This window comes from Cupriavidus sp. GW823-FHT07B10, from assembly GCF_058794355.1.
Genome location: NZ_JBXAGS010000016.1, coordinates 43,636 through 57,290, shown reverse-complemented (window position 1 = coordinate 57,290; position 13,655 = coordinate 43,636). Strand labels below are relative to the sequence as shown.

Below are 13,655 nucleotides of genomic sequence, written 5' to 3'. Positions count from 1 at the left end.
ATCGGGCGCCGGCTCAGCCGCGCACGTGGTTGACCAGCGAGCCGATGCCCGCGATCGCCACCTCGACCACCGCACCGTCCTTCATCGATCCCACGCCGATCGAGGTGCCGCACGCAATCACGTCGCCGGGCATCAGCGTCAGGTCCTGCGAGATCCGGCTGACCTGTTCCTCGGGCGAGAAGATCATGTCCGACAGCGGGTAGTTCTGCCGCTCCACGCCATCGAGCCGCGTGATGACGCTGGCGGCCTTCCAGTTGAAGCCGCAGACAATGGCCGGGCCGATGCAGCCGAAGGTGTCGAAGCCCTTGGCGCGCGTCCACTGCGGGAAGTTGGGGTCGGCCGTGATCAGCTCGGCCGCGGTCACGTCGTTGACGACGGTATAACCGAAGATATGCGCGCCGGCCTCGGCCACCGACACATTGCGCGCCTTGCTGCCGATCACGATGCCCAGCTCGCCCTCATAGACGATCTTGCCGTCGTAGCTCTTGGGGCGCTGCACCGCATCGCCCGGCCCGGCCAGCGACGAGGCCGGCTTGAGCAGGAACAGCGGGTGCGTGGGCACGGGCTTTTCCAGCTTGCGCGCGAGTGCGTGGAAGTTGTTCCACAGCGCCACCACCTTGCCCGGCGCACAGGGCGCGAGCAGCGTCAGCGACGCGCGCTCATGCACGGCGCCGGTGGGGGCGGGGTCGTTGAAACCGTCGCCGTCATATTCGACGACACGGTTGCCATCGGCTTCGTCGATGCGGCCATGGCCGATGCTGCCGTCAGCGCGGCGAAAGCGTATCCAGGTTTGCACAGCATGCTCCTTGCGCAGGCAAAGCGGGGCCCTGCCTGCTCCGATGTCGGTTGCAGGATCTTGCAAGAAATGGGATCGTGGGCGGCTCGCGCCCGGATTCGTCATTCCCGCACAGGCGGGAATGACGTCAGGCTTGCGTCATACCGCGCCGGCCAGCTTCATCGCGGCGATCTGCGCGGGCGAGCGCCCCAGCCACTCGAGAATCTCTTCGGTATGCTCGCCCAGCAGCGGCGAACGCTCGATCTCCACCGGCGATGCCGAGAGCGTGATCGGGCAGCCCAGCTGCACGTAGCTGCCGCGCTGCGGGTGCTCCAGCTCCTTCAGGTAGCCGCGCTGGTACAGCGACTCGTCCTCGATCAGGTCCTTCATCGACAGGATCGGGCCGCACGGAACATCGACCTCGTTGAGCGCCGCCATCACGTCGAACTTGCTGCGGCCACCGGTCCATTTCTCGATCACGGCGAAGCAGTCGGCCAGGTGCTTGAGGCGTGCTTCTGGCGTGGCGTAGTCCGGATTGGTGATCAGGTCCTCGCGCCCGCACAGGCGCATCAGCGGCTCCCAGCCTTGCGGCTGGATGATGACGTAGACATAGTCGTTGGGGCCGCCCGGCGCGCAGCGCAGCGCCGCGCCCGGCTGGCCGCCGCCCGAGGCATTGCCGGCGCGCGGCACGTGGTCGCCGAACTCTTCGTTCGGGTACTCGCGCAGCGGGCCGTTGGCCAGGCGCTGCTGGTCGCGCAGCTTGACGCGGCACAGGTTCAGCACCGCGTCCTGCATCGCCACTTCCACGCGCTGGCCGCGGCCGGTGTGCTCGCGCTGCAGCAGCGCGGCCAGGATGCCGACCACGCAATGCACGCCCGTGCCCGAATCACCGATCTGCGCGCCGGTGACAGTGGGCACGCCCTCGGCATCGCCCGTGGTGGAGGCCGAACCGCCCATGCACTGGGCCACGTTCTCATACGCCTTGCAGTCCGCGTACGGCCCCGGGCCGAAGCCCTTGATCGAGGCATAGACCAGCCGCGGGTTCAGGTCCTGCAGGTGGTCCCAGTCAAAGCCCGCGCGCTCGAGCACGCCCGGCCCGAAGTTCTCGATCAGCACGTCGCTGCGCTGGACCAGGTCTTCGAGCAGCGCCTTGCCTTCGGGCGTCTTCATGTTCAGCGTCAGGCTGCGCTTGTTGCTGTTGAGCATGGTGAAGTACAGGCTGTCGGCATTGGGCACGTCGCGCAGCTGGCTGCGGGTGATGTCCCCGCGGCCGGGCATTTCCACCTTGATCACGTCCGCGCCCAGCCACGCCATCAGCTGCGTGGCCGAGGGGCCCGCCTGGACGTGGGTCATGTCCAGGATGCGAACGCCTTGCAGTGCCTTGGTTTCCATTTCGGATGTCTCCTCGGACGATGGTTTCACTTGTATATGGTCTGTTCTGGTGCTCGGCGCGTACTCGCTCGCGTCCGTTCCGGCCCTCTTGATGACATACGGTATGTGATATATCAGAAGAGAGCAAGAGGAGTTTGCCCGATGCAACACAAATTTCGAGGATGCAATGCAGCAATCGGCCTGCTTTGCTTGCCCGAAGTGGGAAACCCAGTGAAATCCCGAATCAGTCAGCCAGCATCTTTTCCGCATTGATATATCACATACCATAGCGCGAAAAGCTCGCGCGTCACCCGGGAACGTACAAAAGCAAAACGGCGGACCAAGGTCCGCCGTTTTGCCGCCCTACCCCGCCCGCCTTCAGTCGAGGAAGTCGCAGTGCCGTTCCACGTAGTCAGCCAGATCCAGCGAATGCTGCCGCACCAGCCGCTCGGCCAGCTCGGTATCGCGTTTCTCCAGCGCCTCGATGATGCGCAGGTGGTCCACGATCGAACGTGCCGCCCGGTCGCTCTGCGAGATCGTCATCTTCCGGATCGCGCGCACGTGGATGAAGATATTGCGGATCGTGTCCATGATGATCTGCGACTTGGACAGCTGCACGATCGCCTGGTGGAAGGCGATATTGGCGTCGGAATACTCCTCGATATGCTCGGCCGGAGTGGAATCGCGGAAGCTGTCGAACATGCTGCGCAGCTGCGCGATCTCGGCATCGGTGGCGTTCTCGGTGGCCAGCCGCGCGGCCATGCTTTCCAGCGCGGCCCACATCTGGATCATCTCCACGATCTCGCGCTTGGTCTTGCGCATGATGTAGATGCCGCGCCGGGGCACGGTGCGCAGGAAGCCCTCCTGCTCCAGCAGCGTCATGGCTTCGCGGATGGGCGTGCGGCTGACACCCATGGCCTCGCTCAGTACCCGCTCATCGAGGCGGATCTCGTCGCGCGACTGGTAGATGTCAGCGTCGGCGATGGCCTGGCGCAACATGGCGTAGGCCTGGTCGCGCAGGCTCGCGCCGGCATTGATCGGTTGCACGGACAAGGCCAGCCCGTTGGGCTGGACGATGGATTGGCTTTGCGCAGACATGAATGAGCTCGTGTGAGACCAGCGGCAGGGTGGCCGGAATGGCTGCCCCCCGCATTGCCGCACAGCTTAGCAAAAACGCCGGACCCATTACGAAAACGCATCAAACAATGCGTTGTTGTCATGCATCGGCACAGTAGCGGTGCGCGGTCTGTCGTATATGGTATATCACTATCGCCTGCCTTTCTCGCTTCGCAAGCCCGGCTAACGCTACCTTGGCGCGCCTGGCGTGCGCCAGGGGATACCTGACCCGGCGGTATCCCCTGTTCCCAGCCGCGCTCAGGCGGCCAGCTTGGCCATCGTGTCGCGCTGCTTGATCAGACCCAGCACGGCATCGCACATCGGCGTGGGCTGCGCGACCAGACGTCCCATTTCCTGCACCACGGTCAGCAGCGGGTCGATTTCCATGGCCCGCCCGGCCTCCAGGTCCTGCAGCATCGAGGTCTTGTGCGCGCCCACGGCACCGGCGCCGTCGATGCGCCGCTCCACGTCGACGCGGAATTTCACCCCGAAGCGCTCGGCGATGCCCTGCGCCTCAACCATCATCTGGCGCGACAGCGCCCGCGTGGCCGGGTCGGCGGTGATGACGTCGAGCGTGGCATGCGTGAGCGCGCTGATCGGGTTGAAGCACAGGTTGCCCCACAGCTTGAGCCAGATCTCGTCGCGGATATTGTCGCGCACCGGGGCGTCCAGGTCGGCGGCCATCATCATTTCGCTGAGCCGGGTCACGCGCGCCGAGCGGCTGCCATCCGGCTCGCCCAGCGGAAACTTCTTGCCGTAGACGTGCTTGATCACGCCCGGCGCAACGATCTCAGCCGCGGGATAGACCACGCAGCCGATCGCCCGCTCCGGCCCCAGGCCCTTCCATTGGCGCCCGCCGGGATCGACGCTTTCCAGCGTGCTGCCGGCCAAGTCGCCGCCATGCTTGTAGAAATACCAGTACGGAATGCCGTTGACGCCGGTGACAACCGCGGTTTCCGGCCCCAGCAGCGGCTGCATCTGGTCCACCACGCCCGGCACGGAATGCGCCTTGAGGGTGATGAACACATAGTCCTGGTGTCCGAGCTCGCGCGGATCGCTGGTGCAGCGCACCTTGGCCACGCGCTCCTCGCCGTCGATCAGCAGCCTGACACCATGTTCCTGCATTGCCGCGAGATGGGGGCCGCGCGCGACGAAGCTGACCTCCGCCCCCGCGCGCGCCAGCTGCGCCCCGACATAGCCGCCGATCGCGCCTGCGCCGTAGATACACACTTTCATTGCTGTCTCCTTGATGGCTCGATTTGGATCTTTTGATATATCACATACTATATTCCATCGAGGCGCATGGCAACCGCGTAGAACCACCTTTATCTTTCCGGATCACACGGCGCGGGCAAGCGGCGCTGCGCTAACATAACGCCTGCATGTGCCCCGGGCGGACCACCGTCCGGCGCCGAGTTGCAACCTGACACCCGGAGCCCCCCCATGGAAGCGTCGTTGGCATTGCTGCAGGACCCCGCCGCGTGGGCGGCACTGGCCACCCTGGTGGCCATGGAAATCGTGCTGGGGATCGACAACCTGATCTTCATCTCGATCCTGACCAACAAGCTGCCTGAAGCCATGCGCGAGAAGGCGCGCAAGGTCGGCATCAGCCTGGCGCTGGTGATGCGCCTGGGCCTGCTGGCCACCATCGCCTTCATCGTCAAGCTCACCGAGCCGGTGTTCACCATCCTGGACCAGGGGCTGTCGTGGCGCGACATCATCCTGATCGCGGGCGGCGCCTTCCTGGTCTGGAAGGCCACGCGCGAAATCCACCACCACGTCACCGCCGCCGAAGAAGGCGAGGAAGGCGGCACAGCCAAGGCGGTGCAGAGCTTTGCCGCGGCCATCGGCCAGATCCTGGTGCTCGACCTGGTGTTCTCGATCGACAGCATCATCACCGCGGTCGGCATGACCGAGCATGTGCAGATCATGTTCGTGGCGGTGATCGCCGCGGTGATGGCGATGCTGTTCGCGGCCACGCCGCTGGCCAACTTCATCAACCGCAACCCGACCATCGTGATGCTGGCGCTGGCCTTCCTGATGATGATCGGCATGACGCTGATCGCGGAGGGCCTCGGCACCCATGTGCCCAAGGGCTATATCTATACGGCGATGGCGTTCTCGGCCGCGGTCGAGGGGCTGAACATGCTGGCGCGGCAACGGCGCCAGCGGCGCCGGGCCAGCGGGCAGGCCTGATGTGCGGCGGCGGCCGCTTGCAGCCGGGCTGCGGGCGGCCGCCTGTAACAGAGGGTGTCCGAACTTTTCGCGGACGGCGGCGTCTCTTACAGTTCTGCACAACCCCCGGACAATAAAAGGACGCTTTCGCCACATGATGAACCGCCGAACCCTGCTGGTCTCCGCCACTGCCTCCGCCGCGCTCGCCGCACTGGGCATTACCCCGTCGGTGCTGGCAGCCAGCCGGATCAAACTCGGCGACGCCCAGCCATTCGGTTTCGACGCCCTGATCGAACGCGCCCGCGCACTGGCCGGCAAGCCCTACGCGCCGCCGCCATCACCGCCCGCGGACGTGCTGTCCCGCATCGACTACGACGCCCACGGCAAGATCCGCTTCCGCACCGACGACGCGCTCTTTGCCAGTGGCCCAGGCCAGTTCCCGGTCACCTTCTTCCACCTCGGCACGTACTTCCGCACGCCGGTGCGCATGCACGTGATCGAACGCGCCAAGGGCGGCCCCGGCAAGGCCCGCGAGATCGTCTACGACGACGCCTACTTCGACATGCCGGCCGACAGCCCCGCGCACAAGCTGCCGCCGGGCAGCGGCTTTGCCGGCTTCCGCTTCCAGGAAAGCCGCCTCGGCGACCAGAAGACACGCGACTGGCGCAAGAACGACTGGGTTGCCTTCCTCGGCGCGTCGTATTTCCGCGCCATCGGCGACCTGTACCAGTACGGGCTGTCCGCGCGCGGCATCGCCATCGACGTGGCCGAAGCCGGCAAGTCCGAGGAATTCCCGGCCTTCACCCATTTCTGGTTCGAGACGCCCGAGGGCAACGGCGATACCGTCACGGTCTATGCGCTGCTGGATGGCCCCAGCATCGCCGGCGCCTACCGCTTCGTCATGCAGCGCGGCAAGGCCGTGATCATGGATGTGGAGTGCGCGCTGTTCCTGCGCAAGGATGTGGGCCGGCTGGGGCTGGCGCCGCTGACCTCGATGTTCTGGTTCTCTGAGGGCATCAAAGGCACCGCCGTCGACTGGCGCCCGGAGGTGCATGACTCCGACGGCCTGGCGCTGTGGAACGGCGCCGGCGAGCATATCTGGCGCCCGCTGAACAACCCGCCGCAGACCACGGCCTCGGCGTTTTCCGACGATAACCCCAAGGGCTTCGGGCTGCTGCAGCGCGACCGCCTGTTCGACCACTACCAGGACGGCGTCAACTATGAGCGCCGCCCGAGCCTGTGGGTCGAGCCGCGCGACGGCTGGGGCGCCGGTTCGGTGCAGCTGGTTGAGCTGCGCACCGATGACGAGATCCACGACAACATTGTCGCCATGTGGGTGCCCAAGGCGCCGGCCAGGGCCGGCAGCACCTACCGCCTGCGCTACCGGCTGCACTGGCAGGCCGACGAGCCCTTCCCCTCGCCGCTGGCGCGCTGCGTGGCCACGCGCCTGGGCAATGGCGGTCAGCCGGGCCAGCCGCGGCCCAAGGGCGTGCGCAAGTTCATGGTCGAGTTCAAGGGCGCGCCGCTGGAGAAACTGCCCTTCGGCGTCAAACCTGAAGCCGTACTGACCGCATCTCGCGGCAGCTTCTCCTACGTCTTCACAGAAGCCGTGCCCAACAATGTGCCGGGCCACTGGCGTGCACAATTTGACCTGACCGCCGACGGCAACCAGCCGGTCGATATCCGCCTGTTCCTGAGGCTCAACGGCAAGCCGCTGTCGGAGACCTGGCTCTATCAATACCATCCGTTCCAGTCGCCGGCGGGCTGAGGTGCCCACGGCCGCGCGCCTGGCCCTTTACACCATATTGCGTCGCCGTGATGTCAGGCGCGCACGAGCGGGTATGATGACTGGCTACGACAGTCCAACTGCATCAGCCAGCCTCACATGATTTCTCAAGAGTTTGCCGGCGCCGCCGAGAGTGGCCAGGCCGCATCGCTCCCGCGCTCGGAGCGCGCCTACCAGCAACTGCGCGCCGCCATCCAGGCCGGCCAGCTGCCCCCCGGCACGCGGCTGCGCGAGGTGGAACTGGCCGAATCCCTAGGCCTGTCGCGCACGCCGGTGCGTGAAGCGCTGTCGCGGCTGGAGTCCGAAGGGCTGGTCGTCAACGAGCCCAACCGCGGCATGATGGTCACCCAGCTCGACGCCAGCATGGTCAGCGAGCTGTACGTCATGCGCGAAGTGCTGGAAGGCACCGCCGCCGCGCTGGCCGCGCGCCATGCCACCGACGTGGAGATCTCGCTGCTGCGCGATATCGTCGAGCGCGACCTGGCCATCGCCGACGACCCCGACCGGCTCGCGCTGAACAACCGGCTGTTCCACGAAACCCTGCACCGCTGCGCCCACAACCGCTACCTGCTGAAGACGCTGCGCTCGCTGCATGAGTCGATGGCACTGCTGGGACGCACCACGCTGGCGGTACCAGGGCGCGCGCGCAGCTCCTACGAAGAACACATCTCGCTGGTCGAGGCGCTGGAAAAGCGCGACCCGGCACTGGCCGAACAGATCGCGCGCCGGCATATCCAGCAGGCCTACAAGGTGCGGCTGTCGCTCTGGATCCAGGAACAGTCGGGTAGTTGATCTGCCCGGCAGCAGTCGGCCGTATCAGGCCGCCTGGGCCCGCGCCGTGCGCAGCGTGCCCAGGCTAAGCACGGCCAGCGCCACCAGGATCAGCATCACGGCACCCAGCGTCTGCGGCGCGATCTGCTCGCCGCCCAGCCATGCGCCCATCGCCAGCGCCACCGGCGGGTTTACATAGACATAGCTGGCCGACAACGTCTGGCTGACAGTGGACACCAGGTACATGTAGGCAGAGAACGCCACCAGCGACCCCGCCACCACCAGGTAGACCCAGGCCCAGCCGGCCTGCGCGCTGACCGATGCCGGCCACGGCTCCTGCCGCAGCGCCGACAGCACCATCAGCACCACGCCGCCGATCAGCATCTCCGCGGCAAATGCCGCGGCGCCTTGGGGCAGCTCCATCCGGCGCGCCAGCTGCGAGCCGAATGACCAGCTCGCCACTGCCAGCATCAGCGCCACCACGCCCCCGGTGCTGACGCGGAATTCCGCCCCCGCGGTCAGCACCAGGATTCCCAGGCTGCCGATCGCGATCGCCACGTACTCATACCATTTCGGCCGGTTGCCGAAGCAGGCACTCCACATCAGCGCGAAGATCGGCATCGACCCGATCATCACCGTGGTGGCACCGGAAGAAATCGTCTGCTCGGCAATCGCGGTCAAACCCATGCCGCCCACCAGCAGGAACAGCGCCGGCACCGCGCAGTTGCGCAACAGCCGCCACGACGGCATCGGCGTGCCCCGCCACGCCAGCCAGGCGGCCAGCAGCAGGCCCGCGCACAGGAAGCGCGTGCCCATCATGAACAGCGGCGGAAAGCTCTCCAGCGTGAAGCGGATTGCCAGGTAGGTCGTGCCCCAGACCACATAGGTGATCAGCAGGCACAGCAGGACAAGCGGGGGCATGGTCGGGAAGGCGTATTGCGAAGGCATCCACGATAGCCCCCTGCCACGTCCCGGCCAAACGAAAAGGTCTGGCAAGCCTTGCGAAAGTTATTCACAAAGCACGCAACAACCGCGGGCAAAACAAAACCGGCCGCGTCTGCCCGGGCGGGCGCACGTATGGCCGGTTCTACAACGCAGCCCGCAACGGGCCACAACTACTCTGCTGCAAACAACTCTTTAGCCGTTGGCGTAGACCACGTGGGCCTTGCGGGCCTGGGTCTGCAGGCGCTCGATCGCGCTCTGGACGAAGGCGATGGCGCGCTTCACGTCGTGGGCGAAGCCCAGGCTTTGCGTACCGAGTTCACGGTCGATCAGTTCGCGTTCGAGTTGGTCAGTCAGCTTGATATCGGATTGGGTGTTCATGGCGTCCTTCCTTTCGGGATTACCCTTATGGGGTTTTCCCTGATTGTAGCAGAAGGATTGTCGCGCTGCAGCATTAGGTGAAAGTACGTATGCGGGAGCGCAACCATGAGTTGTCGCAAGTGCTACCAGGGTCGGCAGCGTTTAGTCCACGAGGAAACGTTCGCACAGCAGGGCCCAATACGCCGCACCGACAGCAATGTTCCCATCATTGAAGTCGTAGCCGGGATTGTGGACCGAGCAGCCTCCGGCCTTTCCGCCTTCGCCGTTTCCAAGCCACAGGTAGCAGCCAGGCACGGCATCCAGCATGAAGGCAAAGTCCTCACTGGCGGCAATGGGCGACGCCTGGCAGTTGACGTGGCTCGCGCCCAGCAAGTCCAGGGCGACCTGGCTTGCGAACGCCGTTTCGGCCGGCGTATTCACCAGGACTGGATACCCGCGCTGATAATCGACCTGCGCCGTGACGCCATAACTCTGCGCCTGCGCGGATACCAGGTCCCTGACACGCTGCTCGATCCGCTCTCGCACATCGCGGTCCAGTGCGCGGACACTCAGCCTGAGCACGGCGTGCGAGGGAATGATATTGGAGACGGTACCGGCCTGGAACGCGCCCACGGTAATGACCGCCGCTTGCAGCGGATCGACATTGCGCGCCACGATAGTCTGCAAGGCCATCACGATGGAGGCGCCGGCCACGACAGGGTCGGCCGCGTGGTGCGGGATCGCCGCATGGCCGCCGACGCCTTCCAGCGTGATGGTGACGTTGTCGGCCGAAGCCTGCGCCGCGCCCTCGCGCAACAGCAGACGGCCCGATGCGGTGCCCGGTACGTTGTGCATGGCGAAGACGGCATCGCAAGGGTACTTCCTGAACAGTCCGTCCTCCATCATCTTCTTTGCACCGCCCAACCCCTCCTCTGCCGGCTGGAAGATAAGGTTCAGGGTTCCGCTGAAGTCGCCGCGCCGGGCGAGGTACTTTGCTGCGCAAAGCAGCATGGTGGTATGCCCGTCATGCCCGCAGGCGTGCATCACGCCGGGATGGCAGCTGGCATAGGGGAGCCCTGTGGCCTCCTCCATCGGCAGGGCATCCATGTCGGCGCGAATGCCAAGGCTGCGGTTGCCCGTACCGCGTCGCAGCCGGCCGACGACCCCCGTTGTCCCCAGCCCGCGCTCGACCTCATAGCCCCATTCGGCGAGCAGGCTGGCCACCATGTCGCTGGTGCGGTGTTCCTCGAAGCCGAGCTCCGGATGCCGGTGCAGGTCACGGCGAACTGCTACGAACTCTTCGGCGCTGTCCCGCAGCGCGGCCAGGATGGGATGCATGTCGTCCTTATTGCGGCTGCAAGCCGATGGCACGGGCAATGCCGCGGTATTGTTCGATGCTCTGCTGATAGGCCTTCTGACTTTCGGCAAGCGACACCGGCTTGGACGCAGGCAGGTTCGCGGCATCCAGGCTTGCGCGCACCGAGGGGTCGGCCAGCGTATGCACAATCGCGTTGTGCACCGCCTGCACGACAGGCTCGGCAGTGTCCTTCTTCACGAAGATGCCAGCCCAGGTTGAATAGTTGAAGCCTCGCAGCGCCTTGCTCTCATTGACGCTGGGAACCGACTTCACTGCCTCCACTCGCGTAGGCGACAGTACGGCCAGCATCCGGACCTGGCCGGTGCGCATGCGTTCGATGTCAGGCTTGCCAAATGGCGAGATGAAGATATCGACAATTCCGCCAACGAGGTCCTGGATCACGGGCGCGCCGCCCTTGTAAGGCACGTGAGTCATCGGCGCTCCGATGGTTTGGGACATGTGCGCCCCCAGGAGGTGATAGAGCGAGCCGATGCCGACGCTGGCGTATGTCAGTGGTTTGCCGGCCTTGGCTGCCTGCGCGGCATAGGCGGCGAGTTCGTCGACATCCTTTACCGGCAGATCCCTGCGCACCAGGATGGCAAGATCGACAGTGCCGACCATATGCACCAGCCTGAAATCTTCGCTCCTGAATTTGATTGCGGCATTGGCCAGCGGCGTAGTGATGAGCTCGCCGGGCCCTGCCTGCAATAGCAGGTGGCCGTCGGCCGGTGCATGAAGGACCTTCTGCGCGGCAATCGCGCCACCAGCTCCCCCGAGGTTCTCGACGATGACTGGCTGCCCGAACTGCCGGGCCAGGGACCCGTTCAGGTTCCGGGCAACAACGTCGGAGAGGCCGCCCGCCGGGAACGGCACCATCAGCGTTACCGGCCGGTCAGGAAAGCCGTGTGCCGGCGCCAGCCCTGCAAAAAGCAGTGCTGCAACCAGGCCGCCGAGCCAACGGCGGCCAATGTTCTTGAATCGGGTCATGGCGGTCTCCTCAATGCGTGTTCTTGTGGAATCGGATCGTAAAGCGCCGTCCGGCATGCGTCCAATGCATTATCGGTCTAAAATTTATTCAAAAATCTCATCTATAAGTGCGCAATGCATCTCAAACATCTCAAGCATCTGCTGATGGTGGCGGATATGGCGTCCTTCAGCCAGGCGGCACAACGCCTGCACCTGACCCAGTCCGCGCTGAGCCGGAGCATCCAGACGTTGGAGGACGAACTGGGAGGCCGCCTGATCGACCGGCACGGCAAGCGCAATGTGCTGACCCCATTGGGGGAGCTGACTGCAAACCGGGCCCGGCGCATCGTGTTCGAGGAAGCGGAACTGCACCGCAGCGTCGAACTGTTCCACCACCACCACCTGGGTGCCATCCGCGTCGGGCTGGGCGCGGGGCCGGGCGCAGTGCTGGCGACGCCGTTTCTCCGATACATGGCCAGGCACCATCCCGGCATACAGGTCAGCGTGTCGCTTGGTACTTCCGATGCGCTGATGATCCAGCTGCGTCAGCGATCGCTTGATGCAGTCATCGTGGAGGTGAGCAGCGTGGCGCCAGCAACGGACCTTCGCCACGAACTGCTGAACGCGTTGCAGGGCCGCTTTATCTGCCGCACAGGACATCCGCTTGTGCAACAGGCTGCCGGCGGAGACGCCGTATCGTTTGACGATGTCATGCGTTATCCGCTGGCTTCCGCCCCGCTCAGCACGGAAGTCGCGCGCAACCTGGTGAAGCGCTTCGGTCCACGCGCGGATCCGGAGCATTGCCTTAGCCTCAGGTGCGAGAATGTCCGGAGCCTGGTCGAAGCTGTGCTGGATTCCGACGCGATACTGTTCAGCATCGTCGCCGCAGTGCGTGCGGAGATTGCCGCAGGAAAACTATGCGAACTGGTCACGACCCCAGCGGTCGATGATGGCCCCCGCTATGCCTTTTTCACCCTGGCGGGGCGGACCGAGGCGCCCAGCATGGAAATATTCCGGAAATTCACGGACGAGCATTTGCGTGACTAGCCGCCAGGCGAGCTGTTCCCGATCGGCAGCGTTATGCTTGAATCCATTCAGGGCAATGATGTGCCTTGTCGATGCACAATAAGAGTTCCTTGGATCACCCAACCTCCACTCCGAGACCGGTACCGGAGCCGTCCCGTGAGTTCCCGTTCCTTATTCAAAAGCGGATGCCGGTATGCCAAGGCCCCAGATCCTGACCTATGTCGACGCCGGCGCTTCCGACTGGACCGCATGCCTGATGCGGACCATCGGGCACCAACTCCACGCCAGCACCTACGAGAACCGTGCGGTGATGGCAGACGACATCCGGCACGACGCCACGCTGTTCGATGGGGCGGAGCTGTTTGTCATGCCGGGAGGCGCCGACCTTCCCTACTGTGCAATGCTGAACGGTGCCCCGAACGCGCGCATCCGGCGTTTCGTCGAGCAGGGCGGCGTCTACCTCGGGATTTGCGCGGGCGCTTACTACGCATGTCGGGAACTGGCGTTTCACGCCGGCACCAGGGGCGCAATCTGCGGCCCGCGCGAGCTGTGCTTTGTCGACGCCGTGGCAGTGGGCTCGCTGCCAGAACTGACTGACGGCATGCTGTATGACGGCACGCCGCGTACCACGGCCGCGGTGAGACTGCGCACCACGGACAGCCTGACCGATGTCCCGATGTCGCTATACACCCACTACCATGGCGGCTGCCGCTTTGACTTCGGCGACGCTCCCGGCGCTGACACGCAGGTCCTGGCCGTCTATGCGGATATCGATGGCACGCCGCCGGCCATCGTCAGTTCACGGGTTGGCAAGGGCCGCGCGGTGCTCGCCGGCGTCCACCTTGAGATCTCCGAGCGGGAGTGCAAGGATGCGCTGCGCGGACACAGCGATATGCGTGAACACCTCCATGTCTGCGACCGGCTGGCGGAGACCGGCGATACACGCCTGGCGGTGTTTCGCCGGTTGCTGGCGCACGCGGGGCTGGTGCTGAACTGAGCGGCGCGCCCTA

13 protein-coding genes are annotated in these 13,655 nt (G+C 65.2%); 5 read left to right on the top strand and 8 right to left on the bottom strand.

Annotation, left to right across the window (positions count from 1 at the left end):
- Positions 1-13: 13 nt before the first annotated feature.
- The 4 genes from AC1Q6V_RS26445 to AC1Q6V_RS26430 all read right to left on the bottom strand — a co-directional run bounded on the left by AC1Q6V_RS26445 (position 14) and on the right by AC1Q6V_RS26430 (position 4,498).
- A complete protein-coding gene (locus AC1Q6V_RS26445; RefSeq protein ID WP_010810220.1) occupies positions 14-796 on the bottom strand; it encodes a fumarylacetoacetate hydrolase family protein in 783 nt (260 codons plus the stop codon).
- Between the two features lie 138 nt (positions 797-934).
- The gene (gene frc, locus AC1Q6V_RS26440) at positions 935-2,167 is read right to left on the bottom strand and encodes a formyl-CoA transferase (RefSeq protein WP_010810221.1); all 1,233 of its coding nucleotides are present in this window, start codon (positions 2,165-2,167) and stop codon (positions 935-937) included.
- A 357-nt stretch (positions 2,168-2,524) separates the two neighbouring features.
- Positions 2,525-3,244: a GntR family transcriptional regulator gene (locus AC1Q6V_RS26435; RefSeq protein ID WP_010810222.1), complete on the bottom strand. Its 720-nt coding sequence runs from the start codon at positions 3,242-3,244 to the stop codon at positions 2,525-2,527.
- Between the two features lie 276 nt (positions 3,245-3,520).
- Positions 3,521-4,498 (bottom strand): 2-dehydropantoate 2-reductase, encoded by a 978-nt coding sequence (locus AC1Q6V_RS26430; RefSeq protein ID WP_011617428.1) that lies wholly within the window; start codon positions 4,496-4,498, stop codon positions 3,521-3,523.
- 207 nt (positions 4,499-4,705) lie between these two features.
- On the opposite strand from AC1Q6V_RS26430, the gene AC1Q6V_RS26425 reads away from it, so the two are divergent.
- The 3 genes from AC1Q6V_RS26425 (at position 4,706) to AC1Q6V_RS26415 (ending at position 8,015) form a co-directional block, all read left to right on the top strand.
- Complete coding sequence (locus tag AC1Q6V_RS26425; protein WP_439669190.1) at positions 4,706-5,458, top strand: TerC family protein; 753 nt, start codon at positions 4,706-4,708, stop codon at positions 5,456-5,458.
- 133 nt (positions 5,459-5,591) lie between these two features.
- Positions 5,592-7,205 carry an OpgD/OpgG family glucan biosynthesis protein gene (locus AC1Q6V_RS26420; protein ID WP_439669191.1) on the top strand — a complete coding sequence of 538 codons (1,614 nt, stop codon included), beginning with the start codon at positions 5,592-5,594 and terminating at the stop codon, positions 7,203-7,205.
- Between the two features lie 117 nt (positions 7,206-7,322).
- Positions 7,323-8,015, top strand: coding sequence for a GntR family transcriptional regulator (locus tag AC1Q6V_RS26415; RefSeq protein WP_010810226.1), 693 nt, complete (start codon positions 7,323-7,325; stop codon positions 8,013-8,015).
- 24 nt (positions 8,016-8,039) lie between these two features.
- On the opposite strand, the gene AC1Q6V_RS26410 is transcribed toward AC1Q6V_RS26415, so the two are convergent.
- The 4 genes from AC1Q6V_RS26410 to AC1Q6V_RS26395 all read right to left on the bottom strand — a co-directional run bounded on the left by AC1Q6V_RS26410 (position 8,040) and on the right by AC1Q6V_RS26395 (position 11,640).
- Positions 8,040-8,915, bottom strand: a complete 876-nt coding sequence (locus AC1Q6V_RS26410) for an EamA family transporter (protein ID WP_454750929.1) — start codon at positions 8,913-8,915, stop codon at positions 8,040-8,042.
- A gap of 216 nt (positions 8,916-9,131) precedes the next feature.
- Complete coding sequence (locus AC1Q6V_RS26405; RefSeq protein WP_010810228.1) at positions 9,132-9,317, bottom strand: hypothetical protein; 186 nt, start codon at positions 9,315-9,317, stop codon at positions 9,132-9,134.
- 141 nt (positions 9,318-9,458) lie between these two features.
- The gene (locus AC1Q6V_RS26400) at positions 9,459-10,634 is read right to left on the bottom strand and encodes a M20 aminoacylase family protein (protein ID WP_010810229.1); all 1,176 of its coding nucleotides are present in this window, start codon (positions 10,632-10,634) and stop codon (positions 9,459-9,461) included.
- A gap of 7 nt (positions 10,635-10,641) precedes the next feature.
- On the bottom strand, positions 10,642-11,640 hold the full coding sequence (locus AC1Q6V_RS26395) for a Bug family tripartite tricarboxylate transporter substrate binding protein (protein ID WP_010810230.1): 999 nt from the start codon (positions 11,638-11,640) through the stop codon (positions 10,642-10,644).
- A gap of 114 nt (positions 11,641-11,754) precedes the next feature.
- Between AC1Q6V_RS26395 and AC1Q6V_RS26390 the strand changes: the two genes are divergently transcribed.
- Positions 11,755-12,666, top strand: a complete 912-nt coding sequence (locus AC1Q6V_RS26390; RefSeq protein ID WP_010810231.1) for a LysR family transcriptional regulator — start codon at positions 11,755-11,757, stop codon at positions 12,664-12,666.
- Between the two features lie 172 nt (positions 12,667-12,838).
- Positions 12,839-13,642: a BPL-N domain-containing protein gene (locus tag AC1Q6V_RS26385; RefSeq protein ID WP_454750930.1), complete on the top strand. Its 804-nt coding sequence runs from the start codon at positions 12,839-12,841 to the stop codon at positions 13,640-13,642.
- The last annotated feature ends 13 nt before the right edge of the window (positions 13,643-13,655 follow it).

Excerpts from the sequence above, each read along its gene's own strand:
- frc (WP_010810221.1), bottom strand. The coding sequence starts at position 2,167 with ATGGAAACCAAGGCACTGCAAGGCGTTCGCATCCTGGACATGACCCAC.
- AC1Q6V_RS26435 (WP_010810222.1), bottom strand. The coding sequence starts at position 3,244 with ATGTCTGCGCAAAGCCAATCCATCGTCCAGCCCAACGGGCTGGCCTTG.
- AC1Q6V_RS26430 (WP_011617428.1), bottom strand. The coding sequence starts at position 4,498 with ATGAAAGTGTGTATCTACGGCGCAGGCGCGATCGGCGGCTATGTCGGG.
- AC1Q6V_RS26425 (WP_439669190.1), top strand. The coding sequence starts at position 4,706 with ATGGAAGCGTCGTTGGCATTGCTGCAGGACCCCGCCGCGTGGGCGGCA.
- AC1Q6V_RS26420 (WP_439669191.1), top strand. The coding sequence starts at position 5,592 with ATGATGAACCGCCGAACCCTGCTGGTCTCCGCCACTGCCTCCGCCGCG.
- AC1Q6V_RS26415 (WP_010810226.1), top strand. The coding sequence starts at position 7,323 with ATGATTTCTCAAGAGTTTGCCGGCGCCGCCGAGAGTGGCCAGGCCGCA.
- AC1Q6V_RS26410 (WP_454750929.1), bottom strand. The coding sequence starts at position 8,915 with ATGCCCCCGCTTGTCCTGCTGTGCCTGCTGATCACCTATGTGGTCTGG.
- AC1Q6V_RS26405 (WP_010810228.1), bottom strand. The coding sequence starts at position 9,317 with ATGAACACCCAATCCGATATCAAGCTGACTGACCAACTCGAACGCGAA.
- AC1Q6V_RS26400 (WP_010810229.1), bottom strand. The coding sequence starts at position 10,634 with ATGCATCCCATCCTGGCCGCGCTGCGGGACAGCGCCGAAGAGTTCGTA.
- AC1Q6V_RS26395 (WP_010810230.1), bottom strand. The coding sequence starts at position 11,640 with ATGACCCGATTCAAGAACATTGGCCGCCGTTGGCTCGGCGGCCTGGTT.
- AC1Q6V_RS26390 (WP_010810231.1), top strand. The coding sequence starts at position 11,755 with ATGCATCTCAAACATCTCAAGCATCTGCTGATGGTGGCGGATATGGCG.
- AC1Q6V_RS26385 (WP_454750930.1), top strand. The coding sequence starts at position 12,839 with ATGCCAAGGCCCCAGATCCTGACCTATGTCGACGCCGGCGCTTCCGAC.